General features: G+C 70.5%; 21 protein-coding genes and 4 tRNA genes. 17 read left to right on the top strand and 8 right to left on the bottom strand.

The window, feature by feature from the left end; genetic code table 11:
- Positions 1-20: 20 nt before the first annotated feature.
- From A3IC_RS0119365 to A3IC_RS0119380, 4 genes are all read right to left on the bottom strand, one after another.
- Positions 21-92: transfer RNA gene (locus A3IC_RS0119365), tRNA-Val, on the bottom strand.
- A gap of 37 nt (positions 93-129) precedes the next feature.
- Positions 130-203 (bottom strand) — tRNA-Cys (locus A3IC_RS0119370).
- A gap of 49 nt (positions 204-252) precedes the next feature.
- Positions 253-325 (bottom strand) — tRNA-Gly (locus tag A3IC_RS0119375).
- 257 nt (positions 326-582) lie between these two features.
- A complete protein-coding gene (locus A3IC_RS0119380; protein ID WP_020551706.1) occupies positions 583-2,625 on the bottom strand; it encodes a DUF4328 domain-containing protein in 2,043 nt (680 codons plus the stop codon).
- A gap of 316 nt (positions 2,626-2,941) precedes the next feature.
- On the opposite strand from A3IC_RS0119380, the gene A3IC_RS55330 reads away from it, so the two are divergent.
- From A3IC_RS55330 to A3IC_RS0119400, 4 genes are all read left to right on the top strand, one after another.
- Positions 2,942-4,042 carry a chorismate-binding protein gene (locus tag A3IC_RS55330; protein ID WP_079026539.1) on the top strand — a complete coding sequence of 367 codons (1,101 nt, stop codon included), beginning with the start codon at positions 2,942-2,944 and terminating at the stop codon, positions 4,040-4,042.
- Positions 4,039-4,863, top strand: coding sequence for an aminotransferase class IV (locus A3IC_RS0119390; protein ID WP_020551708.1), 825 nt, complete (start codon positions 4,039-4,041; stop codon positions 4,861-4,863). The genes A3IC_RS55330 and A3IC_RS0119390 overlap by 4 nt, the downstream gene beginning before the upstream one ends.
- Before the next feature lie 167 nt (positions 4,864-5,030).
- On the top strand, positions 5,031-5,759 hold the full coding sequence (locus A3IC_RS62420; protein WP_079026540.1) for a GNAT family N-acetyltransferase: 729 nt from the start codon (positions 5,031-5,033) through the stop codon (positions 5,757-5,759).
- A 238-nt stretch (positions 5,760-5,997) separates the two neighbouring features.
- The gene (locus tag A3IC_RS0119400; RefSeq protein WP_158696009.1) at positions 5,998-6,519 is read left to right on the top strand and encodes a hypothetical protein; all 522 of its coding nucleotides are present in this window, start codon (positions 5,998-6,000) and stop codon (positions 6,517-6,519) included.
- Between the two features lie 341 nt (positions 6,520-6,860).
- On the opposite strand, the gene A3IC_RS0119405 is transcribed toward A3IC_RS0119400, so the two are convergent.
- Positions 6,861-7,274, bottom strand: a complete 414-nt coding sequence (locus A3IC_RS0119405) for an SsgA family sporulation/cell division regulator (RefSeq protein ID WP_026218464.1) — start codon at positions 7,272-7,274, stop codon at positions 6,861-6,863.
- 354 nt (positions 7,275-7,628) lie between these two features.
- On the opposite strand from A3IC_RS0119405, the gene A3IC_RS0119410 reads away from it, so the two are divergent.
- From A3IC_RS0119410 to A3IC_RS0119445, 8 genes are all read left to right on the top strand, one after another.
- Positions 7,629-8,081, top strand: coding sequence for a TIGR02611 family protein (locus tag A3IC_RS0119410; RefSeq protein ID WP_020551712.1), 453 nt, complete (start codon positions 7,629-7,631; stop codon positions 8,079-8,081).
- A gap of 879 nt (positions 8,082-8,960) precedes the next feature.
- Positions 8,961-9,032 (top strand) — tRNA-Val (locus A3IC_RS0119415).
- Positions 9,033-9,867: 835 nt separating this feature from the next.
- Entirely contained in the window at positions 9,868-11,172 is a 1,305-nt protein-coding gene (locus A3IC_RS0119420; protein ID WP_052173612.1) for an ABC transporter substrate-binding protein, read from the top strand.
- A 474-nt stretch (positions 11,173-11,646) separates the two neighbouring features.
- Positions 11,647-12,576, top strand: coding sequence for a carbohydrate ABC transporter permease (locus tag A3IC_RS0119425; RefSeq protein ID WP_020551714.1), 930 nt, complete (start codon positions 11,647-11,649; stop codon positions 12,574-12,576).
- A gap of 1 nt (position 12,577) precedes the next feature.
- A complete protein-coding gene (locus A3IC_RS0119430; protein WP_020551715.1) occupies positions 12,578-13,534 on the top strand; it encodes a carbohydrate ABC transporter permease in 957 nt (318 codons plus the stop codon).
- A gap of 110 nt (positions 13,535-13,644) precedes the next feature.
- Positions 13,645-15,144, top strand: a complete 1,500-nt coding sequence (locus A3IC_RS0119435) for a glycoside hydrolase family 1 protein (RefSeq protein WP_052173638.1) — start codon at positions 13,645-13,647, stop codon at positions 15,142-15,144.
- Positions 15,131-16,153 (top strand): LacI family DNA-binding transcriptional regulator, encoded by a 1,023-nt coding sequence (locus A3IC_RS0119440; protein ID WP_020551717.1) that lies wholly within the window; start codon positions 15,131-15,133, stop codon positions 16,151-16,153. Before A3IC_RS0119435 ends, A3IC_RS0119440 begins: the two co-directional genes overlap by 14 nt.
- A gap of 452 nt (positions 16,154-16,605) precedes the next feature.
- Positions 16,606-17,238, top strand: coding sequence for a DedA family protein (locus A3IC_RS0119445; protein ID WP_040876868.1), 633 nt, complete (start codon positions 16,606-16,608; stop codon positions 17,236-17,238).
- Positions 17,239-17,428: 190 nt separating this feature from the next.
- Here A3IC_RS0119445 and A3IC_RS0119450 read toward each other — a convergent pair whose 3' ends face one another.
- The 3 genes from A3IC_RS0119450 to A3IC_RS0119460 all read right to left on the bottom strand — a co-directional run bounded on the left by A3IC_RS0119450 (position 17,429) and on the right by A3IC_RS0119460 (position 19,313).
- The gene (locus tag A3IC_RS0119450) at positions 17,429-18,121 is read right to left on the bottom strand and encodes a DUF305 domain-containing protein (RefSeq protein WP_020551719.1); all 693 of its coding nucleotides are present in this window, start codon (positions 18,119-18,121) and stop codon (positions 17,429-17,431) included.
- Positions 18,118-18,840: a thioredoxin-like domain-containing protein gene (locus A3IC_RS0119455; RefSeq protein ID WP_040876869.1), complete on the bottom strand. Its 723-nt coding sequence runs from the start codon at positions 18,838-18,840 to the stop codon at positions 18,118-18,120. Before A3IC_RS0119455 ends, A3IC_RS0119450 begins: the two co-directional genes overlap by 4 nt.
- A 62-nt stretch (positions 18,841-18,902) precedes the next feature.
- Positions 18,903-19,313: a hypothetical protein gene (locus tag A3IC_RS0119460; RefSeq protein WP_158696010.1), complete on the bottom strand. Its 411-nt coding sequence runs from the start codon at positions 19,311-19,313 to the stop codon at positions 18,903-18,905.
- 275 nt (positions 19,314-19,588) lie between these two features.
- Here A3IC_RS0119460 and thrS point away from each other — a divergent pair, with 275 nt between their 5' ends.
- The 5 genes from thrS to A3IC_RS55345 all read left to right on the top strand — a co-directional run bounded on the left by thrS (position 19,589) and on the right by A3IC_RS55345 (position 25,745).
- The gene (thrS, locus tag A3IC_RS0119465) at positions 19,589-21,568 is read left to right on the top strand and encodes a threonine--tRNA ligase (RefSeq protein ID WP_026218466.1); all 1,980 of its coding nucleotides are present in this window, start codon (positions 19,589-19,591) and stop codon (positions 21,566-21,568) included.
- Positions 21,569-21,721: 153 nt separating this feature from the next.
- Entirely contained in the window at positions 21,722-22,282 is a 561-nt protein-coding gene (locus A3IC_RS0119470) for an HIT family protein (RefSeq protein WP_026218467.1), read from the top strand.
- A 121-nt stretch (positions 22,283-22,403) separates the two neighbouring features.
- The gene (locus A3IC_RS0119475; protein ID WP_040876870.1) at positions 22,404-22,808 is read left to right on the top strand and encodes a thiol-disulfide oxidoreductase DCC family protein; all 405 of its coding nucleotides are present in this window, start codon (positions 22,404-22,406) and stop codon (positions 22,806-22,808) included.
- Entirely contained in the window at positions 22,805-24,058 is a 1,254-nt protein-coding gene (locus A3IC_RS55340) for a glycosyltransferase 87 family protein (protein WP_020551725.1), read from the top strand. Before A3IC_RS0119475 ends, A3IC_RS55340 begins: the two co-directional genes overlap by 4 nt.
- Positions 24,059-24,320: 262 nt before the next feature.
- Entirely contained in the window at positions 24,321-25,745 is a 1,425-nt protein-coding gene (locus tag A3IC_RS55345) for a glycoside hydrolase family 15 protein (protein WP_158696011.1), read from the top strand.
- Positions 25,746-25,804 lie beyond the last annotated feature (59 nt).

A 25,804-nucleotide genomic window follows, 5' to 3' on the forward strand; every position in this document is an offset into this window, starting at 1 on the left:
GCGTGTTCGGTGGTGCGGCGTGCGCGATACTGGGATTGAACCAGTGACCTCTTCCGTGTCAGGGAAGCGCTCTCCCGCTGAGCTAATCGCGCGGGAAGTTCACCCTCGGCACGGAGCCTTGGGGTCTCTTGGAGGTGGAGACGGGATTTGAACCCGTGTAGACGGCTTTGCAGGCCGTTGCCTCGCCTCTCGGCCACTCCACCAAGTGAAGGAACCATAGTGGTTGCCCACCACATTCCTCTACTTCTTCCGAGCGGACGACGAGATTCGAACTCGCGACCCTCACCTTGGCAAGGTGATGCTCTACCAACTGAGCCACGTCCGCCTGTCGGCCCGAGCTGCGTTTCCGCGTCCCGGCGACGTTGAGAACTTTAGCGGATCCGAGGGCCATCACAAAAACCGATTCCCCGCGGACCCCGCCGCACGACCCGCGCAACCTGCGAAAACGACCGAGGCCGGCTCGAACCACCAGGGTTCGAACCGGCCTTCGGCGCGGCTCGGTGGGATCCTCCGAGGTACCTCGGCAAGCCCTCGATCGGGCCCGGGGCCTCTTCGGAACCCGGATGGGCCCCTTGGCTCAGCTCAACTGCGGCGCTCGCCGGAGGCGGTGGGCTCGGCAACCGGAGCGACCGGGGCGTCAACCGTGTCCCGAGCGTTGTCGGTGTTCCCGGCATCCTCGACGGGCGCCGCCGGGGACGCCGGCTGCACGTCCTGGACACGGTCCGCCAGCGCCGGTGCCTGGGCCGGGACCTGGGGGAGTTCGACGGGCGGGGCGGCGGGTACGGACTCGCCGGCGTCGATCGGCTCGGCCGAATCGGCCGGCGCGGTCTCGGCGGCGACCTCGGCTTCGGCCGCTGTCTCCGTCCCCACTGCCGCGGCCGGAACCGGGACCGGGGTCGAGTCCGGAGCCGGGGTCGGCTCGGCCTCGGGTTCGGCCGGAGTCCGGACTTCGTTCTCGACTTCGTCCTCGCCGGATGGCGCGTGCTCGCCTTCGTCCTCGGTGACGTCGTCGACGGCGGACTCGGCAGCGGGACCGGCGACAGGCTCGGGAGCCGGCTCGACGACGGTTTCGGCAGCGGGCTCCGGGCCGGGCTCGACAGCGGGCTCCACGGCCTCGGTCGGCTTGCTCAGGGACACCGGCTCCTGCGATTCGGCCACGGCGGGTGTCGAAACCGGCTCGACGACGCCGGCGGTCGGCGCGGCGGTGGGCCGCGGCGGCGGGACCTGCTTGGGCCGCACGGCCGGTGCCCCGTCGACCGGCAGCACCGTGGTCGCGTCGGCGGCCGCCGCAGCTTCGTGAGCGGCCGGCGCGGAGGCAGCCCCGGTAGCAGCCCCGTTGGCCACAGCAGCCTCGGCAGGCGCAACAGCCGCAGCACCGGCGACCGCTGCCGAATCGACCGGCGCCGCAGCCCCATCGGAAGCCGCAGCCCCATCAGGACCCACAGCCGACGCCACCACCGTCGGCGCCTGCGGCACCGGCGGAGCGCCCGGCGTACCGGGAGCCTGCGGTACCGGCGGCGCGAAGTACCGCGCGGTCGGCGCCTGGGCCGGATAGGCCGCCCACGGCGTGGGCGCGCCACCGGCGAAGGCCGCCGGCATCCCCGGCATCGTGCCCGGCACCCCACCGGTGACCAGGCCCGACGCGAAGGCCAATGCCTCGCGCTCGTGCTGGAACGTGGTGATCTTGCGGACCACGAGAATCGCCGCGACCGCCGCCAGGATCAGTACGACGTCCGCGACCCCGGACAGGAAGTCGATGGTCCGCAGCCGGTCGGCGTCGGACAGTTCGACGTCCTCGTCGAGCGGGTAGGACAGTCGGCTCGCGAAGAACAGCACACCCGAGGCCACCAGCAGCACCCACCAGGCCCACAGCAGCGGCAACCGCCCGGGAGTCCGGCCGCCGCGCTCGGCGGTCCGCGGATCGCTCGCGCGCCACACGTCGTGCAGGATCAGCTTGGGGAACCACAGGCTGACCACCGGTACCAGCCAGCCACCGATCGCCCACCCGGTGGACAGGTGCTGCTTCGAGGGGCCGAACAGGTCCACGTTGGCGCGGGCCCGGTACATCCAGATGATGAACAGCACGGCGGTCGCGATCATCGACAGGACCAGGAACGTGGTCGCCGCCGCCACGAGCGAGTCCGAGTCCTCGGCCTTGGTGCGCAGCGCGTCGGTCATGCCGAGCTCGCCGGCGTCGGAGATCCGCCGCAGGACGTCCGCACGGTGGAAGAACGCCGCCGCGCACAGCCCCGCGAACACCGCGGACAGCGGCAGCAGGATGTACAGCGATACGGCGAGTCCACGCAGCGCGCGAAACGGCTGCGGCAGCCAACCCGGGTAGGGCGAGGCCGGATACGCACCCGGCATGCCGTACGGGGTCTGCGGGGCGAACTGTCCCGGCGCGTGCGGATAGGCACCCGCGTACGCGCCGGCCGGGGCGGGCGCGGGTGCGGCGTACGGATCCGGCGGCGTGGGCGCCGCGGGAGTGGCGGGAGCCGCGGCGGGCCCGGCGACCACGGGGGTCTCGGTGCCGGGCTGCTGCGGCGCGGCGGCGGCCGGGACGGCGCCGCAGTACGAACAGCGGTCGGCCCGCGTAGACCAGGTGTCGCAGGCGGAACAGTGCACGGATGAACGTCCTTCGATCGCGTGGTGCCGTGGAGACTTCGAGGGCCGGGGCGAACCGACCGGATGGGGTGCGGTCACCGGACTCGGGGCTGCCGGATCCCTACCCACCGTGCCGCATCATGCCGTGCCCGACCGGCACACGGGAACGCGGAACCGGTTCGGGGCAGTTCCGGGCGGGTGGGGCGCGCCCACCCGGGGCCGTCGAAGCCGCCGGTGCCGGGCCGTTCGCGGCGTTGCCGCGCCCTTCTACAATGGACGATCTGATCCGCGCGCCGATCCGCCACAGGTGCCGCGGTCGCGACCTCGGAACGAACCAGTGAGTCAGCCACCTCCCCTCGCCCACCTCGGCGGGCGCTTGGCCACCGGCCTGCGTGACGTCACCCGTGACCCGGCCGCCCTGGATTCGCACGGGTTCTGGGCCGTCGTCGCCGACTTCGAGGGCGACCTGTTGTGCGCACGCTTCGACGAGGTGCGCCCGGCCCCGCTGCCGACCGCGCCGTGGACCGGACCGCCCGCCCACGCGTGGACCGACTCGCTCGGCGCCGACGCCTACCGCGCCGGGGTACGCCGGATCCGCGAACACATAGCCGCCGGTGACGTGTACCAGGTCAACCTGTGCCGCCTGCTCAGCGCGCCGCTGCCCGAGGACGCCGACATCCTCGGCCTGGCCGGCCGCCTCGCGCACGGCAACCCCGCCCCGTACGCGGGAGTGATCCGACTGCCCGAACACGACGTGCACGTCGCGTGCGCGTCGCCCGAGCTCTACCTGCACCGCGCCGGCGACCGGGTCTGGTCCGGCCCGATCAAGGGCACCGGCCGCACCGAGGCCGACCTGCTGGCCAAGGACTACGCCGAGAACGTGATGATCGTGGACCTGGTCCGCAACGACCTCGGCCGGGCGAGCGCGATCGGCTCGGTCACCGTGCCCGACCTGTGCGTGGTCGAGAAGCACCCGGGCCTGGTCCACCTCGTCTCCACCGTCGCCGGCACCCTGGCACCCGGCGTGGGCTGGCCCGAGCTGTTCGCCGCGACGTTCCCGCCCGGATCGGTCAGCGGTGCGCCCAAGAGCAGCGCGCTGCGGATCATCGACGAACTCGAACCGGTCCCGCGCGGCCCGTACTGCGGCGCGATCGGCTGGGTCGACGCGGACCGCCGCGAGGGCTCGCTCGCGGTGGGCATACGCAGCTTCTTCGTCCGGGACGGCCGGCTGTGCTTCGGCACCGGTGCCGGCATCACGTACGACTCCGACCCGCAGCGCGAGTGGGACGAGACCGAACTCAAGGCACACAACCTGCTCGCGGTGGCCGGGCGGGACTATCCGCCGGGCCCCGAACACGAGCGTGCCGCGCGGGACGCGCACCACTCGGGTGTGCCGGAGACCCCGGACAACGCAATGGACGCCTCGGAGGGCGCATGAGCAGAATTTGGCTGAACGATCGCCTCGTCGACGACGAGCAAGCGGTGGTTCGGGTGGACGACCACGGTCTGACCGTCGGCGACGGCGTCTTCGAGACGATGAAGGCGACCGGCGGGCGGGCCTTCGCGACGACCCGGCACCTGGATCGACTGGCCCGCTCCGCGCGCGGTCTCGGGCTGCCCGCGCCCGACTCCGAGTTGATCCGGCGCGCGTGCGACGAGGTGCTCGCGGCCAACCCGCTGCCCGGTGTGGGCCGGCTGCGGATCACCTACACGGGCGGCCGCTCGCCGCTGGGCTCCGAACGCGGCGATGCCGCGCCGACGCTGGTGGTGGCCCTCGGCGCGGCCAAGGCCCGGGGCGAGAGCACGGCCGTGGTCACCGTCCCGTGGACCCGCAACGAGCACGCGCCGACCACCGGCCTCAAGACCACGAGCTACGCGGACAACGTGGTGATGCTCGGCTACGCCGCCGAACGCGGCGCGAGCGAGGCGCTGTTCGCGAACACTGCGGGCAACCTGTGCGAGGGCACCGGCTCGAACGTGTTCGCCGTACTCGACGGCCGCGTCGTCACCCCACCGCTGTCGGCCGGCTGCCTGGCCGGGGTCACCCGCGCGCTGGTGCTGGAGTGGGTCGGCGCCGAGGAGATCGACATACCCCTGGCCATGCTCGCCGACGCCGAGGAGGTGTTCCTGACCTCGTCGCTGCGCGACATCCAGGCCGTGCACCACATCGACGAGCACACCCCGGCGGCGCCCGGCCCGCTCACCCGCAAGGCGATGGACATCTTCGCGGCCCGCTCCGCCGCCGACATCGACCCGTGATCGCGCCGTAGGGGCGACCCCGTCGCGCCGACGACGCATGGACCGCGTTCGCGGCGGCGTGATCGCGCGCGTGGCTCCCGACCAGCCCCGAGCAGGTTGGCCGGGGTCACGCGCGGGCAGCACTGCCGGTAACGGGGCGCTGCGCCCGGGAAGGCGGGGGCCACCAGATGACCACCACTCTGCGACCGGCCGGACCAGGTCGTGACGGCGTGTATTCGATCTGCGCCAACGGCCGATCCGTCGGCGGCGTGCACCTGACCCCGCTGGGCCCGTGGGGCGCCGGCACCGGATGGATCCTGCACATCCAGGTGCTGCCGTCGCGCCGCCGCCGCGGCCACGGATGCGTCGCGATGCTCGCCGCCGAGGAGATCATGCGCGGCCTGCGCTGCACTCGGATGGCGGCGGCCGTCCCCGAGGGCAACCGTGCGGCGACCGGCCTCGTCCAGGCGCTGGGCTACGCCCCCGACAGCCGCCGACTCGCGGCTCCCGTGCGCGCCACCGGACTGCCGCCCGGCGTACGGATGATGGACACCGACGAACGCGACGCGTGGTGCGCGGCGGAACTGCACCGGTACGCGGCGGACCTGCGTGCGGCGGGCTGGGCCGCCCCCGTGGCGCAGGCTCGGGCCCAGGCGCGGTTGGACCACCCCACCGCGCCCGCGCCGTACACGCTGGGCGAGGGCGCGGTGGTGTGGGTCGCCCACGGCGTCATCCTGGCGCTGACCGCGCCGACCCCGGCCGACGCGGCGACCCTGCTGCGCGCGGCCGGCCACGTGACGGCGACGCAGGGCCTGCACGAGGTCGCCATCGAACTCCCGGACGACACCCACGCGAAGGTCTGCACGACGGCGGGATTCGCGCCGCGTACGCGTTATTGGGGGAAACCCATCCTGTGAGGGTCGGGCACATCCCTGATCCTGGGTGTACTCCACGGGGAGGAGATGGATCGGTCGGTGTCCTCCCCGAGTACTGAACCGACCGCCGATCATGGCATCCGGAGGCGGAGGCGACGACGATGGGGGAAGTACCAGGACCGACAGGACCGACAAGACCGACGGAACCGACACCGAGGCTTCGAACGTTTCGAATGACTCGAACTTTTCGAACGCTTCGCACGAGGAGGAGGCCGAGCGCATGTCCGGCGCAGATGTGGTGACCGGCGCCCTGTGCATGGCGCTGACGGGTCTCGGCCTGGTCATCGCGGTACAGAAGGTACGCCAACGACGTTTCCTGAACGCGACGCGGTGGACCGCCGCGGCGCTGTTCCCGATCGGGCTGTACCTGACCGGCCTGGCCACGCTGGGCCGCCGGGTGGGCAGCGCGGCCGCCGACTGGGCGACCGACCTCGCCTTCGGGATCAAGGCATGGGGCGGCGTCGCGATTCTCGCGTTCGCCGTGATGTTGCTGATGATCACCCGCATGATCAGCCGCAAGAACCCGGAGTCGACGGGTACGGCGGCTTCCTCCTCCGCGGATCTGTCCGCGCTCATGGGCGGAACCGGCGCGGGCGGCAGTACGGGTGGTGCGGAGGGTGCCCTGCCCCGGAGCCGGCAGCCGAAGCCGGCCCCGGCGCCGCGCTCTCGGCGCGCGGCGCGCGGCGCGGTCGACGACGAGTTCGCGGAGATCGAGGAACTGCTGCGCAAGCGCGGGATCTGAAGTCGGGGAATCCCGATTTGCGGATTACCGCCGGTTGTCGGCCGTTACCGAGAGGCGGAGTAAACACACGCTGTGCACAACAGGACACGCCACGGGATGGTGAATGTGAGCGCATTCCCATGCCGGAAAATGTGTTCGACTGTGCGCTTTCTTTGCGCCATGTGCGGATCGTGTACATATTCGGATCGACCGATCGCGCGGCGTGTGCGATTCACTCGTCCGGCGGCTGCGGCCCGACGTGAGAACGCTCCGCCGCTCCCACCTTGTGGACGGTGGGTGCGGCGGAGCGCTGACGTACGTACCCGGCGCTGCGGACAGGGGCGTGCCCGCGGTCCCGGGGCTCAGTTCTCGGCGAGAATCTGGGACAGTTCCCGGTCGAGGTCGAAGAAGCGATGCTCGTTGCCGGGGGCGACGGCAGCGTTCGTACGCTTCAGGAACGACTCCAGCGCCCGCGCGGGCGCTTCGAGCAGGGCTTCACCCTCGGGCGAGCTGAGGGCGATGCAGACGATGCTCTGTCCGTGGCTTCGGGAGGGCCACACACGAACGTCGCCGGTGCCGGAGGGCTGACGCAGCCCATCGGCGAGAAGGTCGCGGGCGAAGACCCAGTCGACCGTCTCATCGGCACCCGTGTGGAAGGTCGCATGCACGGCGTACGGGTCCGAAGAGTCGTAGCGCAGCCCCGCAGGGACTGGCAATGAAGACTCGCTCGAGACGACGAGGCGCAGGTGCAGCTCACAGCTGACCGTGGTGTTCATAAGCGCCATGGCCTTTCGCTCAGTGTGCGCTCGGGGATTCGCACGTCGGCGTTCGCAACATCCCACCTGCGGACCTCCTGTAAACGTCTCTGCCCGATATACGGGCGTCTGGGTACTCCTTAAGAGCGATGCGGAGGTGTAACGTTCGCCCGCATGATTTCCGGAAGGGAACAGGCGTTCAGTTCATGCCCGTCATGCTCGGAGCGAGTCCGCGCCGTACGGTCGGGCCTGCACCGAACCTCTGCCCCCTTGTAGCGTTGTCAAGCCAGGCCGAGCCATGGTCGGCTCCGGCCGCAGGCCACACGGAGGTGCCCGGTGAACGACGGCCGGTACGACGAGAGAGGTAGACCAAGGATGGACACGGGGGTCGCGGACAACAACGCGCACGCCACACGAGAGCCCACCGCCGACCAGGACGCCCCGAGCGGCCCGGCCGACAAGCAGGCGAAACCATTCGGCTCCCGCGCACCCGCCTTCATCAAGCGCTCCAAGCCCTTGCACATGACCTGGCAGATCGGCGTCGCCGTGATCGGCTTCGCGATCATCGTCGGCGGCATCATCATGCTCCCGCTCCCCGGCCCCGGCTGGGCGGTCATCTTCCTCGGCCTGGCCGTCCTCGGCACCGAATTCGTCTGGGCCCAACGCACCCTCCTGTGGACCAAGGACAAGGTCACCAAGGCCGCCAACCGCGCCCTCGACCCCAAAACCCGCCGGCGCAATATGATCATGCTCGCCATCGGCCTCATCCTCATCGCGGCGGCGGTGGCACTGTATTTGTGGAAATACGGGATGGCTCTTCCGTTTTGATTCGGTTGGGGAGTGACGGGGCCGGGACCGACGGGGCCGGGACCGTCTCGGGGGTTGACCAATCGGAGGTTTACGGCTCTGACGGTCGAGGTCCCCGAGAGCTGACCAGCCGAGGGCTGACGATCCGAGCACTGACGATCCGAGGAAGCTGAGCGGTACCGGGGTCTTGACGGGACCGGAGGCGTGACGGGCCCGGGGCGAGGGCCCGAGGGCGGACCGCCCGGCGCCTGACGAGTCCGACGCGGGCCCGAGGGCTGACGGTCCCGGGGGCTGACGCACGTGAGGGCAGAGGGCTCCGGGGACGACCACCCAGGGGTTGGCGCGCCTGGGGGCTGACGAACGTGAGGGGATCCCGACCGACCACGGCAGGCGTCTGCGAGGTGCCCGGGGGCTGAGTCGTCCGCAAGGGGCCGCTCCGAACTCCGAGCCTCGGGTCCCTCGCGGCGGGTGCCGAGCGCCGGGTCCGCGGCTCCCCGGCAACCGAGTTTCGCGTCCCTCGCGGCGGTCTTGAGCCCCCGGCCCCGACCTTCTCGCGACGGTACCGAACCCCCGAGTCGCGGGCCCTCGCGACGGGCACCGAGTGCCGAGTCCAGCGTCCCCCACGACGGGCCTCCCGCAGGAGCACACGCGCAACGACGCACCTGTCGCGAGCGCGTCAGGAACGACGGCCGACCCTTCACCGGGGGCACCTCGCAATCCGGTCCCGGCTCCTGCCGCAGTCCCTGCCCGCGCCTCCGCCCACGGCCTCCCGGCCCGCTCCGAGTCCCGGCCGGTGCCACCTTCCCCCGCCGAATGCGCGATCCGGAGCCGCGAGGCCAACCCCCGCGAAGGGGTGGGCACAACCGCCCCCACGCATGCGGTAATGTTCTCCCTGCGCCCGGGCGATTAGCTCAGCGGGAGAGCGCTTCGTTCACACCGAAGAGGTCACTGGTTCGATCCCAGTATCGCCCACACAGGTCAGAGGCCCGGATCATGAAAATGATCCGGGCCTCTGACGCGTTTACGGCAGTTTGTACAGCGGCGGGCGTTTGCGGCCATCGCCCAGCGATCCGAAATCACCTGATTCGCAAGCCCTCGGACTTCGTTTCCCGGTGTGGCTTCGGCGAGGTTGGGACCCGGTCCGCGGCTCGGACGGGCATCGTCGTTCGAAGAGCTCGTGTGCGACGTACAGCGGCGTCCATCGGCTCGAATTAGTCACGGACCCGTGAAGGCGACGGGCCGGTGCCCGGCGGCGTGGCGAAGCAGGGCACCCCGGGCAGGACCTTCATGGGCGTCCGACCCATCCACTTCGGCGACCCAATACCGCGCACGATCCGAGCCGTCCGGAGGCCCCCGACGCCGACCGGTGGGCACTCGCTGTCGGTGAGGTCGACGGCCTTGTTCCCCTCTGTGGGCCTCGCTCCGGACGTCCCAGCCGACCTTCACGCCGCAGCCTCAGCCCCCTCTGCGCGTCCCCGACGGCGGCGGCCGTGCGCGGGCCTTTTTTGGTGGGATTGAGGTGTGCGCGGTGAGCGGCTGGGGGTTGGGCGGGGGTTCAGGAGTCTTAGGAGCACGGCCGGGCTGTGAGATGTCACGTTCAGGTGTCGAAGTATTGACATGGGTTCTGGGGCGGGCCAAGCTCCTGAGCACGTCGTGAGAGCGCTCTCACAGTTCAAGACTCGGCGCCCTCGACGGTGTGTGTTTCGGGTTGCCGTGAATCGTTGATCGCACCGCCGCACTTCGGTACTGCCGCACGAAGTACCCCGCTCGTACCCGTCCCGGATGCAAGGCATCAGGAGGTCTTCCCATGCGCACGCGCTACGTTCGTGGTCGAGTCAGGGCGTTGTCGGCCCTGTGCACCGCGCTGTTGGTCGGGTCAATGCTCGCCGGGTGCGGGGGTGATGGGGACTCCGGCTCGGGCGATGGCAAAGTCACCCTGAATCTGGGGCTGTTCGGCACGTTCGGCTTCGAGGAAGCCGGGTTGTACGCCGAGTACCAGCAGACGCACCCGAACATCAAGATCGTTCAGCACGACACCGAACGCGAGGAGGACTATTGGCGTACGGTGCAGACCCGGCTCGCCGGTGGCGGTGGAATCGACGACATCCAGGGCATCGAGGTCGGGCGGATAGCCGACGTCGTGAAGAACCAGGCCGACAAGTGGATGGATCTGAATTCGCTGGGTCTCTCCGCCGGTAACGCGGAGTACCTGCCGTGGAAGAGCAAGGCCGCGACCACCGGCGACGGGAAGGTGCTGGGGGCCGGGACCGACACCGGGCCGATGGCGATCTGCTATCGCACCGACCTGTTCCAGGCCGCCGGACTGCCCACCGACCGCGAGGAGTTGGCGCGGCGCTGGTCCACGTGGGAGGGCTACGTCGAATTGGGCAGGCAGTTCCAGGCGAAGGCGCCGAAGAAGACGCACTACCTGGACAGCGTGACCGGTCTGTACAACGCGATCATCGGGCAGCAGGCGGTCTCGTACTACGACGAGGCCGGCAAGCCGATCTACGACACCAACCCCGTCGTGAAGCACGCCTGGGATCTGGCCACCCAGGCCGCCGACGCAAAGATGTCCGCCGCGTTGCAGCAGTTCCAGAGTGACTGGAACCAGGCGTTCGCGGCCGACGGCTTCGCGTCGATTTCGTGCCCGGCGTGGATGATCGGGTTCATCAAGACCCAGGCCGGTGACGCGGGCAAGGGCAAGTGGGATGTCGCACCGGGGCCGGGTGGTACCGGCAACTGGGGCGGTTCGTACCTCGCGATTCCCAAGGGCGGCAAGCACCACAAGGAGGCGGCGGAGCTGGTCGGTTGGCTCACCGCGCCCGAGCAGCAGGCCAAGATGTTCCGGAAGCAGGGCAACTTCCCGTCCAAGGCCGGCGCGATCGAAAGCATCAAGGCGACCACGGACGCCTACTTCAACGGTGCGCCGATCGGCGGGATCTTCAGCGCGGCGGCCGAGCGGATGCCGGTACAGATCACCGGAGTTCGGCACAACGATATCAAGGAGAACATCAGCACCGCACTGACCTCCGTGGAGGCTCAGGGGGTCAAACCCGACGACGCGTGGAAGCAGGCGCGCGACGCGGTCAAGAACGCGCTCGCCGGCTGACCAAGAGCAGCGCCGCGTGCGCCGCGACGCGCCCCCGATCTGCGGGCTGCGGGTCTGCGGGCCATGGACGGGCCGGTTGCGGGTCGCGGGTGTTGGGACACGAACTCCGGGCGCCGAGTCGGCGACCCGTGCGCGACCCAACACCCGTGACCGGCGCCACGCCCGACCCGCAACCCCCGTGCTGCGACCCGCAATCCCGGCCTGCGACCCGTGATCCCCGACCCGTGACTGTGTGATCGACGACCGATCACCGACGACGGCCGTCCGATCCGGCGCTGCCTCTCAGTGGGACCGACCGACCGCCCGTTCCTCGGTCCGATCCCACCCCACCGCCCGCCCACCCCTCCCGGCCCCGGAGTGATTCCGATGGCGGCACCACCCCCTGCCCATGCAGCCCAATTCCCCAGCGGTCCCCCGACCGAGTCCCCGGACCGGCTCCCGCCGAGTCCCGAACGCAAGGCTCGTCGGCCGGTCATGACCCCCCGTCAGCGCTGGCGGCGCCGGGCGAACACCGCGTCCCCCTACGCCTTCGTCGCGCCGTTCTTCGTCCTGTTCATCGCCTTCGGTCTGTTCCCGCTCCTCTACACCGGATACATCTCGTTGCACCGCGTCCGGTTGCAGAATCCGGACGAATTGACCTGGCTCGGGCTGGAGAACTACACCAACCTCTGGCACGACAAGTTCTTCTGGAAGGCGCTGCGCAACACCTTCACCATCGGGCTGATTTCCACGGTCCCGCAGCTGTGCATGGCGCTCGGCCTGGCGCATCTGCTCAACCATCGGCTGCGCGGGCGGACCTTCTTCCGGGTCGCGATCCTGATGCCGTACGCGACATCCGTCGCCGCCGCGACGCTTGTGTTCGGCGGCCTGTTCGGGCGCGACTACGGGATGATCAACTGGTTCCTCGGGCTATTCGGGATCGACAACGTCGACTGGTACAACGGCACTTGGACCTCCCAGATAGCCATCTCGACCATCGTCACCTGGCGTTGGGTGGGCTACAACGCGCTCATCTACCTCGCCGCGATGCAGGCCATCCCGCACGACCGCTACGAGGCCGCGGCGTTGGACGGGGCGAAGTCCTGGCATCAGTTCCGGCACGTCACCCTCCCGGGACTGAGACCCACGATCGTGTTCACCGTCGTGGTCTCGACGATCGGCGCGATGCAGATCTTTGCCGAGCCGTTGCTGCTCCAAGGCGGCCCGATCGGCGTCCGAGGCGGGGCTTCGCACCAGTACCAGACCATCGGGCTCTACATGTACGAGACCGGCTGGAGCAACTACGCGCTCGGGAAGGCATCCGCGATCGCGTGGACGACGTTCCTGATCATCCTTGTCGTCATCGGCATCAACGCGCTTGTCTCCGCGAGCCGTTCGCGCCGCGAGACCCGAGAGGGCCGCTGACATGGCACGCACGCCCGTCGCCGTACTTCGCCGGAGCGCACACCCGGCCGGCGCACCGTCCAAGAGCCCGTCGCCCGAACCGGCCGATCGACCCGGCCGGCTCCGTCGGTCGGGTCGGCCCGGTCGCTCCAAGCGCACGCGTCAACTGCACGGTGGTCCTCTCGTCTACGTGATCCTGGGCTTCGCGACGCTGCTCTCGGTCTTCCCGTTCTACTGGTCGATCGTTGCCGCCACCCGCAGCAACGCGGACATCAACCACGTGCCGCCGCCGTTCACGCCCGGTGGCAATCTGCTCGGCAATTTCGACAAGGCGCTCGACGAGGCCGACATCGTGCAGGCGCTGATCAACTCGACCATCGTGTCGGTGACGGTCGCGGCGGGCACCGTGTTGTGTTCGACGCTGGCCGGGTTCGCCTTCGCCAAGCTGCGCTTCCGGGGGCGGGGCATCCTGCTCGGGATCACCGTGGCGACGATGATGATTCCGCCGCAACTGGGCCTGATCCCGCTGTTCATGATCATGGCGAAGCTGGAATGGGTGAACCAGCTGCAAGCCGTCGTCCTGCCCACGTTGGTCACCGCGTTCGGCGTGTTCTTCATGCGGCAGTACCTGATGGAGGCGCTGCCGGACGAACTGATCGAGGCCGGTCGGGTGGACGGCGCGTCATACGCGCGGATCTTCTGGTCGATCGTCATTCCGATCGCGCGTCCGGCGATGGCGGTACTCGGCCTGCTCACCTTCATGACCACGTGGAACGACTTCTTCTGGCCGATCATCGCGCTGTCGTCGAGCAATCCCACCGTGCAGGTCGCGATCAACTCGCTCGGCGGGGGATACGTGCACGACCAGTCGATCATCCTCGCCGGGACGCTGCTCGGCACGCTGCCGGTACTGGTCGTCTTCGGCCTGCTCGGCAGGCAGATCGTCGGCGGCATCATGCAGGGCGCGGTCAAGGGGTGATCGATCGAGGACCGATCGAGCCGGGTCCATCGGCCCGAGGCCGCGGAGTCGATCCGGCGCCGATGGGTGCCGAGCAGCGTCAAGTCAACCGGAGAAAGGCAATCACCATCATGACCGACCACGTCCTGTCCACCGGAACAGCGCCGGCAACCCTGCCCGTCGGCGGCTTCCCGCCCGGATTCGTCTGGGGCGCGGCCACCGCCGCCTACCAGATCGAGGGGGCCGTGGCCGAGGACGGTCGCGGGCCGTCGATCTGGGACACCTTCAGTCGTACTCCCGGACGGGTGCACGCCGGGGACACCGGTGACGTGGCCACCGACCACTACCACCGCTACCGGGAAGACGTCGCGCTGATGTCCGAACTCGGCCTGGGCGCGTACCGGTTCTCCGTCGCGTGGGCGCGGGTTCAGCCCAGCGGGAGCGGGCCGGGCAACGCTGCCGGACTCGACTTCTACGACCGGCTCGTGGACGAACTGCTCGCGCACGGCCTGGATCCGTATCCGACGCTCTATCACTGGGATCTGCCGCAGGCGCTTCAGGACGCGGGTGGCTGGGGTGCGCGCGATACCGCGTCCAGGTTCGCCGAGTACGCGCGGATCGTCGCGGCGCGGCTCGGTGACCGGGTGCGCGACTGGACCACACTCAACGAGCCGTGGTGTTCGGCATTCCTGGGGCACGGCTCGGGCGTACACGCGCCGGGACTGACCGATCCGGAGCTGTCCCTGCGTGCGCATCACCATCTGCTGCTCGCGCACGGGCTCGGAGTGCGGGCGTTGCGGGCCGAACTGCCGGCCGGACACCGGATCGGGATCACTCTCAACACGGCTGCGGTACGCCCGACTTCGGACCGGCCGGCGGACCTGGACGCCGTGCGTCGGGTGGACGGCCTGGCCAACCGGATCTTCCTCGGCCCGCTGCTGCGCGGCGCGTACCCGGCCGACGTGCTCGAAGACACCGCCTCGGTGACCGACTGGGCGTTCGTCCGTGACGGCGACCTCGCCGAGATCGCCCGACCGATCGACATGCTCGGGGTGAACTACTACAGCCCCCTGCTGGTCGGCGGCGATGACGGCGACGCGGGCACCGAGACCGCCGGGCATCGCGACGACGGCCACGGCGCGAGCGCGTACTCGCCTTGGCCGGCCGGTGCGGACCTGCGGTTCACCCAGGCGCCCGGCGCGCGTACCGCGATGGGTTGGGGGATCGACCCGAGCGGACTGTACGACGTGCTGGCGCGGATCCGGGTGGAGGCCCCGGATCTGCCGCTGATGATCACCGAGAACGGCGCGGCGTACGAGGACCACGTGGACGCGACCGGTGCGATCGAGGACGTCGAACGGGCGGAGTACATCGCGGCGCATATCGCGGAGGTGCGGCGGGCGATCGCTGACGGTGTGGATGTTCGGGGCTACTTCGTGTGGTCCCTGTTGGACAATTTCGAGTGGGCGTACGGCTACGCGAAGCGCTTCGGCATCGTGCACGTGGACTTCGCGACCGGTGGACGTACGCCCAAGTACAGCGCACGGTGGTATGCGTCGGTGATCGCCGGCAATCGGGAACTCCGGGCCGGTTCGGCGCGGGACGGGATGGGGAGCATTGACCAGCACTGACGGCCGGGGCGAGGCCGCTCCGACGGCCGAACCGCCGACCCTGGAGACGGTGGCGGCGGTGGCCGGGGTGTCCCGGGCCACCGTCTCCAGGGTGATCAACAGCTCACCGAAGGTCAGCCCTCGGGTACGCGAGGTGGTCGAGGCGGCGATCGTGCGGACCGGCTACGTGCCCAATCGCGCGGCGCGTACGTTGGTCACCCGGCGTACCGATTCGGTGGCTCTGGTCGTCCAGGAGCCGGAGACCCGGCTGTTCGGCGATCCGTACCTGTCCGCGATCGTGCGCTCGGTGGGCGCCGAACTGGCGGATACCGACCAGCAGTTGGTGCTGATGATGGTGCGCACGCCGGAGCAGCAGGATCGGTTGGAGCGGTACCTGCGCGGTGGCCACGTGGACGGGGCGTTGTTGGTGTCGCTGCATGGCGACGACTCGCTGGCGGGTCGGCTGCACGACACGGGCATCCCGGTGGTCGTCGGCGGTCGGCCGCTCGGCCCGGGCGCCGACTTCGTCTACGTCGACGCGGACAACGTGGGCGGCGCGCGCGCCGCGGTCGAGTACCTGAGTGGTCGCGGAAGGCGGCGGATCGCCACCATCGCCGGACCGCAGGACATGTGCGCGGGCGTGGACCGGCTGCGTGGCTACCTGGACGCGGTACCGGGGCCATCGCTCGTCGCGCACGGCGATTTCAGCCGGGCCGGCGGGGCCGCGGCGATGCGGCGGCTGTTGGCCGAGGAGCCGGATCTGGACGCGGTGTTCGCGGCGTCCGATCTGATGGCGGTCGGTGCGATGGAGGTGTTGGCGGAGCGGGGCAGGCGGATTCCCGAGGATGTGGCGGTGGTCGGGTTCGACGACGCGGACGTCGCGGGGTGGACCGCGCTCACCACGATGCGGCAACAGGTGGCGGCGCAGGGGCGGTTGATGACCCGGCTGTTGCTCGAGCGGATCTCGGGCGGGGCCGTCGGCGGCTCCGTGGTGTTGCCGACGACGTTGGTCGAGCGGGCTACCTCGTGAGAGGCGAGTGGTCTTCGGCCGAATACGAGGGGTACTCGGGCACGGGTGTTGCGGGGCTGGAGGTGGCCGCGAGCGCGGTCCGGGACTGGCTTTGGCCGCAAGATCCGGCCGGGCCGACTTCGGCCTTGAGCGCCGGCCGGGCCGAGGGGGGCTGCTTGCGGGAGTGCGGGCTCGGCGGCGGGTGTTGTGGTCGGCTTCGGGGGTGGCCACTCCTCCGAGGGTGCGCCGAATGTGTGACGTGCAAATCGGGAAGTCGACACAATGACGAGGTCACTTTTGCGCGGATCGGGCCTCTGAGATGGGTGTTTTTCGGGCCGTATCACGTCACGTGGGCGGCGGTGACAAGGACCCGATGCTCCGCCGGATGGGGGATCGCGCGATGATCTCCCGGTGACCGATACCTGTCTACCGATCCACTGCGCGTGCGCGGGGGTACACGCGGGGGTACACCAGTGACCGGCGCCGGAACCGGCCTGTTGTTCTCTCCATGGTTGTGGCTGGCGATGCCGCTGATCGTTTCCGTCGACGCCGTGCTGCCGATCGTGCCCGGTGACGAACTCGTGATGGCCGCGGCAGCGGTCGCCGACGGTGACCTTCGGTACATCGTCCTGGTGTTGCTGACCGCCGGGATCGGCGCCTTCGTCGGGGACCAGTTCGCCTACGCGGTGGGCCGCGCACGGCTGCGTCGCGGGGGCGACGCCGTGCTGGGGCCGCGCCGGCAGAAGGCGATGGATCTGGCCCGAGGCGCGCTGGCCAAGGGCGGGATGTCCGCGCTGATCGCGGCCCGTTTCCTGCCCGGCGGCCGAACCGCGGTGAACATGCTCGCCGGCCGACTGGGTTACCCGCGACCGCAGTTCCGCGCGGCGACGCTGGTCGGCGCGACCATCTCGGTGTCCTACGCGATGACGGTCGGCACGCTGGCCGGGCGCCTCGTCGAGGACAGCCCGCTGCTGGTGGCCCTCGGCGGGATGGCGCTGGGCGCCTCGGTGCCGCTGATCGTGGGAGTGCCGGCACGTGTCGTGCGGGAGGTCCGCCGCAGGCGCCATGCCGGCGAGGCGACGGCGACGGCGACCGTCGAGGCCTGACCCGGCGGCGGCACCTCGCCACCGACCACACAGACCTCGCCACGACGAAGACGTCACCGTCGACACAGAGCCGGCCATCGACCACAGTGGGGCGCGGGATCACCATCGATCCAGCGCCCCACTCGTCTTTCCGCCGGCCGCGCCGAGCCGTGCGTGCGCACCCACCCGCGCGTTCCGAACCGCTGAACCGCTAGGCGGCTCCACGCTCCGTCAGCATCGATCGCATCAGGTCGATCTCCGAGCTCTGGCCCACCACCATCGTGTTCGCCAGATCCCGGACCTGTTGGACCTGGGCGCGCGCGACGCCCTCGCGGGCCATCGCCACGCCGGCCTCGTGGTGCGTGATCATCAGCTGGAGGAACATCACCTCGGCGTCCTTGCCGTGCAACGTCGCCAACTTGTCCAACTGCGCCTGCGTGGCCATGCCCGGCATCAGCTGGGTGTCCGCGCCGGCCGCCGGCGTGCCGTGCCCGGAGTGGCCCGGCATCGAGCCCGGCGTCATCCACTGCATGACCGGCCGGGTCGAGCCGAGGGTCAGGCCCCACAGCTGGAGCCAGGACGCCATCCGGCCGATCTGCTCCTGCTGTGTCAGCGCGATGTCGTAGGCGAGCTTGCGGGTCGCGTCGTCCTGGGTCAGATCGCGGACCATCATCGCCATCTGCACGGCCTGGGCGTGGTGCGTGCGCATGTCGCGCGCGAACCCGGCGTCCACGGAATCGTCGGCCGGCGGGTTCGGCACCGCGGCCGGCGCCGGGCCGAGCGCACGCGTGGGCGTGGCCGCCGCGGCCGGTTTGGTCGAGTCGTCGGACGAACAGGCCGCGAGCGCCGGTACCGCGAGCAGCCCGGTCGCCACGATCAGTGCGACGCGTGCGCGGGGCCTCACGAGGTCGGCTTCCCGACGCCACCCGTGCACGGCGACCCGGGCTCCGGGGTCTGCTTGCCTTCCTTGTACGCCTTGATGAACTGGTCCAGGCGCGGGTCGCTCGCGTTGTCCAGCTTGAGCTGCAGACCCCACGCCGAGGCGACGACCGGCTTGTCCAGGCCGTCGTACGGGCTCAGCATCATGTACGTCTTGCCCTTGACCTTGGACTTCAGGATCTCCAGCTGGTCCGCGGGCAGGTTCGACTGGTAGGTGATCCACACCGTGCCGTGCTCCAGCGAGTGCACACCGTTGCGGTTGGGGATCGGCGAGTCGTAGATCCCGCAGTTCTGCCAGACCGGGTCGTGCTCGCCGCCCACCGGCGGGGTCTGCTTGTACGTGACGTCCTTGGGCTTGGCGATGTGCCCCTGCGACGCCGTGTAGGCGGTGACCCCGGCTATGTCGCTCTTGGTGTTGGGGTCGGGCTTGACGTCGGCGATGACGTTGGTCGCGCTGGACTTCTTGTCGCCGTCGTCGTTGGACGACATGACCACGGCGGTCAGTCCCGCCACCAAGGCGATGACCGCGATGCCCGAGGCGGCGAAGATGATCGCCGAGCGGCGCTTGGCGGCCTTGCGCTCCTGCTCGCGCTGAGCGGCCACCCGCTCACGCGTCGCCGCCATCCTGGCCGTTCGCTGCGCCTTGCTCTGCTTCTTCGAGGTGTTGGGGGACTGTTGCCCCATGGCTCCGCCTTATTCCGATTCCGGGTTTCGTCTGTGGACCGTGCGAGGGTGTGCCGCGCGGATCACGTACGACTGACGCAGAGCACCGTCAGGTCGGGGGCGTCCTTGGCGGGCGTGGGCGCGAGCGCGATACCGATGGCGTCCGGTTCGGCCAACCACGGCGGGAGCATCGAGCTGGGCGCGGGCGCGACCACCGGCGGCAGCGGCGGAACGGTGGCGGGCACGCACGCGTGCGAGCGATCGCCGCACCGCCCCGAACCGTCGCCCTTGTCGTCCGGCCCGCCGTTGTCCCGGTCCTGGTGCGCGGTGTGATGGAAGGGACACACTGTCGGGATCGTCGCGGTCGAGGGCACCGACTCGGCGTGGATCGGGAACGCGCTGCCGAGCAGCGCGGCGCACGCCAGTACAGCCCCGGCCAACAGCCGGATCACCGGCCGCAGCGGGACTGCCAGCGAGGCCATCCGTTGCGTCACGGGCCCTATTCTCACCCGAACGAGTGACCCTGTGGGAAGTCGGGGCACGATCTTTCGTCGTCGTGACGGGGACGTGACGGTGGACATGACTGCGCAGGTGTCTCCACCGACATCTTCGCCGGCGTCTTCCCGTCGGCGCGCGGGGTACGGACCGGCGCCCGCCCGGGGCCGGGAAACCGAGGCAAGGTTCGCGCTCCCGGCTCGATAGCATCGGTGTGCGAGCGCGCCGAGACTCGCCGCGCAGCACCCGCCAACCACATGTCAGGAGACGAACGGTGTCCGAAGCCCGAGTGACCATCAGCCGCGACCCGGACCGGGACGAGCGGGTGGTGACCACGGGCACTACGGCTGCCGAGCTCTTCGAGGGCGACCGCTCGGTGGTCGCCGCCCGCGTGGCCGGCCGACTCGTGGACCTGGCGTACGTCGTGGTCGACGGCGACGAGATCGAGCCGGTCGGGATCGGTTCCCCGGACGGCCTGAACATCCTGCGTCACTCCGCCGCGCACGTGATGGCGCAGGCGGTACAGGAGCTGTTCCCCGAGGCCAAGCTCGGCATCGGCCCGCCGATCAAGGACGGCTTCTACTACGACTTCGACGTCGAGACGCCGTTCCACCCCGACGATCTCAAGCGCATCGAGAAGAAGATGCAGGAGATCATCAAGCAGGGTCAGCGCTTCGCCCGCCGGGTCACCACCGACGAGGACGCGCGCGCCGAGCTGGCCGACGAGCCGTACAAGCTGGAGCTGATCGGGCTCAAGGGCGCCGCCGCCGAGGCCGCCGAGGGTGCCTCCGCCGAGGTCGGCGCGGGCGAGCTGACCATCTACGACAACCTGAACGCGAAGACCGGCGAGCTGTGCTGGAAGGACCTCTGCCGAGGCCCGCACCTGCCCACCACCCGCAACATTCCCGCGTTCAAGCTGATGCGCTCGGCCGCCGCCTACTGGCGCGGCAGCGAGAAGAACAAGCAGCTCCAGCGGATCTACGGCACCGCGTGGCCGAGCAAGGACGAACTCAAGGCGTACACGACCTTCCTCGAGGAGGCCGAGAAGCGCGACCACCGCAAGCTCGGCGCCGAGCTGGACCTGTTCTCCATCCCGGAGGAGATCGGCTCGGGCCTGGCCGTCTTCCACCCCAAGGGCGGCATCATCCGCCGCACGATGGAGGACTACTCGCGGCGTCGGCACGAGGAGGCCGGCTACGAGTTCGTGTACACGCCGCACGCCACCAAGGGCAAGCTCTTCGAGGTGTCCGGCCACCTGGACTGGTACGCCGACGGCATGTACCCGCCGATGGAGCTGGACGAGGGCCAGAGCTACTACCTGAAGCCGATGAACTGCCCGATGCACAACCTGATCTACCGGGCCCGGGGGCGCTCGTACCGGGAGTTCCCGCTGCGCCTGTTCGAGTTCGGCACCGTCTACCGCTACGAGAAGTCGGGCGTGGTGCACGGGCTGACCCGCGCCCGCGGCTTCACCCAGGACGACGCGCACATCTACTGCACGCGCGACCAGATGGCGGGCGAGCTGGACTCGCTGCTGACCTTCGTGCTGAACCTGCTGCGCGACTACGGGCTCGACGACTTCTACCTGGAGCTGTCCACCAGGAACCCGGAGAAGTCGATCGGCAGCGAGGAGAACTGGACCGAGGCCACCGAGACACTGCGCCAGGCCGCGCAGAAGCAGGGCCTCGAACTCGTCGACGACCCGGGCGGCGCCGCGTTCTACGGCCCGAAGATCTCGGTCCAGGCCAAGGACGCGATCGGGCGCACCTGGCAGATGTCGACCATCCAGGTCGACTTCAACCTGCCGGAGCGCTTCGACCTCGAATACACCGCGTCGGACGGCACCCGGCAGCAGCCGGTGATGATCCACCGCGCGCTGTTCGGCTCGATCGAGCGCTTCTTCGCGGTCCTGCTGGAGCACTACGCCGGCAAGATGCCGCCGTGGCTCGCGCCGGTCCAGGTGGTCGGCATCCCGATCACCGAGGAGCACGTCCCCTACCTCGAAGAGGTCGCGGCCAAGCTCAAGGCACACGGCATCCGGGTCGAGATCGACGACTCGGCGGACCGCATGCAGAAGAAGATCCGCAACGCCAACAAGTTCAAGATCCCGTACATGCTCCTGGCGGGCGACGAGGACGTGCAGGCCGGCGCGGTGAGCTTCCGCTACCGCAGCGGTGAGCAGAACAACGGCGTCGCGGTCGACGCCGCGGTGGCCGAGATCGTCAAGGCCGTCCAGGACCGCATCCAGATCTGATCCGCGCGTGTGCGGGTCCGGGGGCGTGCCGACAGCGGTCGGGACGCCCCCGCGCATCGCCGAGCCCGTGGACGGTGGCTCCATCACCGATGTCGTCGCGCGGGCCGGAGGGAGACCCGTCGGGCCGATGATGGTCGGGGCGGGCGGCGGCATATGCTTCCTGGCATGACGAGCGAGCCCGAGATCCAGGATGGGGTTGGGGGGCCGGACGCCTTCGCCCGGCTGTGGACTCCCCATCGGATGGCGTACATCAAGGGTGAGAACAAGCCGTCGGGGCCGACTCCCGACGACGGGTGTCCGTTCTGCCGGATTCCGTCGCTGAGTGATGTCGACGGGCTCGTCGTCGCGCGGGGCGAGCAGGTCTACGCGGTGCTGAATCTGTACCCGTACAACGGCGGTCACCTGATGGTGGTGCCCTACCGGCACGTCGCGGACTACACCGACCTGGACGACGCGGAGACGACGGAGCTCGCCCGGTTCACCAAACTCGCGATGGCCACCCTGCGCAAGGTGTCCGGCGCGCAGGGGTTCAACATCGGGATGAACCAGGGCCACGTCGCCGGTGCGGGCATCGCGGCGCACCTGCACCAGCACCTGGTGCCGCGCTGGGGCGGCGACACCAACTTCATGCCCGTGGTCGGGCACACCAAGGTGCTCCCGCAACTGCTCGCGGACACCCGCGAGATGTTGGCCTCCGCGTGGCCGATCGACTGACCGGGTGGCTCGGCATCCCGGGGGCGCGGATTCGTTGCGGGCGCAGTGGGTCCGCGCGGCGCCGGTGCGCGGAGTCGGTCCGATGGCAGGATCCAAGCGGTTGTTGTCAAGGAGAAGAGTTTTGAGCGCACGACCGGTTCTCGTGTACGACGGCGACTGCGGTTTTTGTACCCGGTCGGTGGAGTTCGCGCGGAAACACATTCCCTTCGACGCCGACGTGGTGGCCTGGCAGTTCGCCGAACTCGAGGAACTCGGCGTCGAGCAGCACCGCGCCGAGCACGAGGTGTTGTGGGTGACCCCCGTCGGCACCGTGTACGGCGGACACCACGCGGTGGCCAAGCTGCTGATGAACGCTGGCGGCCCGTGGGCCGTGGCCGGCGCCGCGCTGCGGGTGCAACCGGTCAGCATCGCCGCGCATGGTGTGTACCGCCTGGTCGCGGACAACCGCGACCGGATGCCCGGCGGAACTCCCGCGTGCGCGATGCCGGCGCACCTGCGGCCGGACACCGTCAACGTCGCGGGGTGACCCGCCGGGCGGCTCTCGCGGTGGCCGCGTGCTCGCTCACCGTGTATCTGCTCCTGGGCGCATTCGGATCCGCGGACATGTGGTGGCTGGGCGATCTGCGGGTCTATCGCCAGGGTGGCGTGGACGTACTCGCCGGTCACGGTGACCTGTACACGATCCGACCCGGGCGGCTGCCGTTCACCTATACGCCGTGGGCCGGGCTGACCTTCACGCCGTTGGCCTGGCTGCCTTGGGGCGCGGTCGAGGTGGTCGGGGTGGCGGGCAATCTCGCGTTGCTCGGTACGGCGACCTGGCTTGCCTGGGGGATCCTGGGGCTGCGCGGCGACGACCGGGTACGGGCGACCGCGCTGAGCGCCGCCGCCCTGTTGTGGACCGAGCCCGTCCAGGAGAACCTGCGCTTCGGGCAGGTCAACCTGCTGCTCCTGGTCCTGGTGCTGGCCGACTTCGCCCGCCCGCGCGGCGCCCGGTTCACCGGGGTCGGTGTCGGATTGGCCGCCGGGCTCAAGCTCACTCCGGCGATCTTCATCCCATACCTGTTGCTGACCGGACGTGTGCGCGAGGGGTTGACCGCGCTGGGCGTGTTCGTCGGCACGGTCGCGGCGGCGTTCGCCGTGCTGCCGCGCGAATGCGCGGACTACTGGGGTGGGTTGTTCCTGGACGACACCCGGATCGGGCTGGCCCAGTTCCCCGGCAACCAGTCCGTACATGGTGCGGTGACCCGGCAGTTCGGCGCACAGTCGCCGCCGGGATGGTTGTGGCCGCTGCTCGCGGTCCTGGTCGCGGCGCTGGGCATGACGCTCGCGGTCGTGGCGGCGCGGCGCGGCGCGGCACTGACCGGGATGGGCCTGTGTGCGCTGACCGCGCTGCTGGTGTCGCCGATCTCCTGGACCCACCACTGGGTGTGGGCGCTGCCGCTGGTGATCGTGCTCGTCGATCGGGTCCGGCGTATCCGGTCGGCGGTTGCCTGGGGCTCGTTGGTGGCGGTACTCGCGGTCGCCGCGGCCTATCCGATGGAGCGCGCCCGGGTGTCCGGGGTGCTGCCGAGCGGGATCGTGTGGACGGTGCCGTTCGGCGACGGTGGCGAGTTGAAGCTGCACGGGTGGCAGCTGATCGTGGGCAACGCGTATGTGCTCGTCGCCGTGACCGGGTTGATCATGGCCGCCTGGGTGTCGTTCGCCGATCGCCGTCATTTCACCTGTTCGACCGGTTTGGCACCGACCGCCGAGCCCGATCCGGATCCCTCTTCGTAGACTCGTCGTACTTTCAGCTGATCCGTCCCGTCCGCCGCCGCGGCGGATGCGCACGGGTCGTACGACGAGGTGGGCGCGATGCGGGCGACGGCGCGAGGGGCGGGTGGCGCGTCCGGCGCGGTCGACGGCGCCGAGCCCGCGCACCGCCTCGAAGCGGCGGTGGCGGCCGGGGGCCGGACCGCACGCGGCCGGCCTCGAAGCGGGTACGGCGGGGGCGGGGCCGCGGCGGGGATCGTACGGCGGTTCGAACGATGATCCGATCATGCCTAGACTGAGCCGAACGGGGATCGGCCCGGCCGCGACGAAGGCGGCGAGGGGCACGGGGGCGGAGACGGCGCACATGGGCGACAGGGCTCGACCCCTCGACGCCGGCCGGACCGCCGGCGGCACCGCCGCCGGCGCCCCGAACCGGCCCCGCTTCCTCGGCAGGGCCCGCTCGATCGGCATCGCCATGGTCGGCCTGCTCATCGCGCTCGGCATCATCCTCACCGTCGGCGGCGCCGCGCCGCCGCCGCGCACCACACGGCCGCTGCTCCTCGGCGGCGTCATATCCGGGCCCGAGGGGCCGATCGCGCTCCCCGTCGACGCGCCCGCGGCGCCGCCCACCGACGCCGAGCGGGCCTGGCTCGCGCAGGGCACCGTTCCGGGCGCGACCCCGCGATACCGGGCGATGGCCGAGCGCGCGCTGCTCGACATGCGGGTGCTGACCCAGCCCGACGGGTCGGTGGCGGCGGCCTGGTTCGGGATCTGGAAGTACGTCTGGCCACGCGACGCGGCCTGGGTCGCGGCGGCCTTCACCGCCACCGGGCACGACCGGGAGGCGCTCGCGGTGTTGCGTCGATTGGCCGCGCTACAGCGCCCCGACGGCACCTGGGAGGCGCGCTACCGGCTGGACGGCGGGCCGGTCGGCGACAAGCGGGCGGCCCAGTTGGACGGCAACGGATGGGTGCCGTGGGCCGTCTGGTTCTGGTACGTCCACCAGGATCCCAAGGCCCCGGAGACCGTGGCGGCGCTCGGCGAGCTGTGGCCGACGGTACGCAAGGCCGGTGACGCGGCGGCGGGTCGGCTGCGCACGAACGGGTTGCCGCCACGGGGTCCCGACTACTGGGAAACGCGCACCGACCAGGTCACCCTGGGCACCGCGGCGCCCCTGTCGGCCGGACTGCGAGCCGCCGCCGACCTGGCGCGGCGGACCGGAAGCGCGCCCGACGCGCAGCGATGGACAGGCGCCTCGGACCGCCTGGACCGCGGCATCCGGGAGGTGTTCGGGCCGCACGACTACCCACGCACGCCGACGGCCAAGGGCGGCGCGGACACGGCGGTGACCTGGCTGGGCCCGCCCTTCGCCGGCGCGGACGCCCAGGTCGCGAACGCGGTCCGCCGATCCGCGGAGCTGCTCACCCTGCCCAACGGAGGCATCCTGCCGGGCGAACATTGGGCCGGCGACCCCACCGCGGCCTGGACGCCGGAAACCGCGTCCTTCGCCCTGTTCAGTGCGGCGAGCGGCGATCGGGCCGGTGCGGAACGCCGGCTGGACTGGCTCGCCGACCACCGGACGGCATTCGGATCACTGCCGGAGAAGGTCGACAAAAACGGCAAGCCGGCCTCGGTGGCGCCCCTGGCCTGGACGTCGGCAACCGTGCTGCTGTCGTTGGTGGCATTGGACGAGCCACTGCCGATTCCCTGAGCGGAGCCGACAGCGGCCCGTCCCGCACGCGAGGCCGACCGCCCACCGAGCACCGAGGC

This window comes from Embleya scabrispora DSM 41855 (genome assembly GCF_000372745.1).
Taxonomy (GTDB): domain Bacteria; phylum Actinomycetota; class Actinomycetes; order Streptomycetales; family Streptomycetaceae; genus Embleya; species Embleya scabrispora.

What these genes read in the sequence shown, in the direction of transcription:
- A3IC_RS0119390 (WP_020551708.1), top strand. Translation starts at nt 4,039, where the DNA reads ATGAGCAGAATTTGGCTGAACGATCGCCTCGTCGACGACGAGCAAGCG.
- A3IC_RS62420 (WP_079026540.1), top strand. Translation starts at nt 5,031, where the DNA reads ATGACCACCACTCTGCGACCGGCCGGACCAGGTCGTGACGGCGTGTAT.
- A3IC_RS0119400 (WP_158696009.1), top strand. Translation starts at nt 5,998, where the DNA reads ATGTCCGGCGCAGATGTGGTGACCGGCGCCCTGTGCATGGCGCTGACG.
- A3IC_RS0119405 (WP_026218464.1), bottom strand. Translation starts at nt 7,274, where the DNA reads ATGAACACCACGGTCAGCTGTGAGCTGCACCTGCGCCTCGTCGTCTCG.
- A3IC_RS0119410 (WP_020551712.1), top strand. Translation starts at nt 7,629, where the DNA reads ATGGACACGGGGGTCGCGGACAACAACGCGCACGCCACACGAGAGCCC.
- A3IC_RS0119420 (WP_052173612.1), top strand. Translation starts at nt 9,868, where the DNA reads ATGCGCACGCGCTACGTTCGTGGTCGAGTCAGGGCGTTGTCGGCCCTG.
- A3IC_RS0119425 (WP_020551714.1), top strand. Translation starts at nt 11,647, where the DNA reads ATGACCCCCCGTCAGCGCTGGCGGCGCCGGGCGAACACCGCGTCCCCC.
- A3IC_RS0119430 (WP_020551715.1), top strand. Translation starts at nt 12,578, where the DNA reads ATGGCACGCACGCCCGTCGCCGTACTTCGCCGGAGCGCACACCCGGCC.
- A3IC_RS0119435 (WP_052173638.1), top strand. Translation starts at nt 13,645, where the DNA reads ATGACCGACCACGTCCTGTCCACCGGAACAGCGCCGGCAACCCTGCCC.
- A3IC_RS0119455 (WP_040876869.1), bottom strand. Translation starts at nt 18,840, where the DNA reads ATGGGGCAACAGTCCCCCAACACCTCGAAGAAGCAGAGCAAGGCGCAG.
- A3IC_RS0119470 (WP_026218467.1), top strand. Translation starts at nt 21,722, where the DNA reads ATGCTTCCTGGCATGACGAGCGAGCCCGAGATCCAGGATGGGGTTGGG.
- A3IC_RS55345 (WP_158696011.1), top strand. Translation starts at nt 24,321, where the DNA reads ATGCCTAGACTGAGCCGAACGGGGATCGGCCCGGCCGCGACGAAGGCG.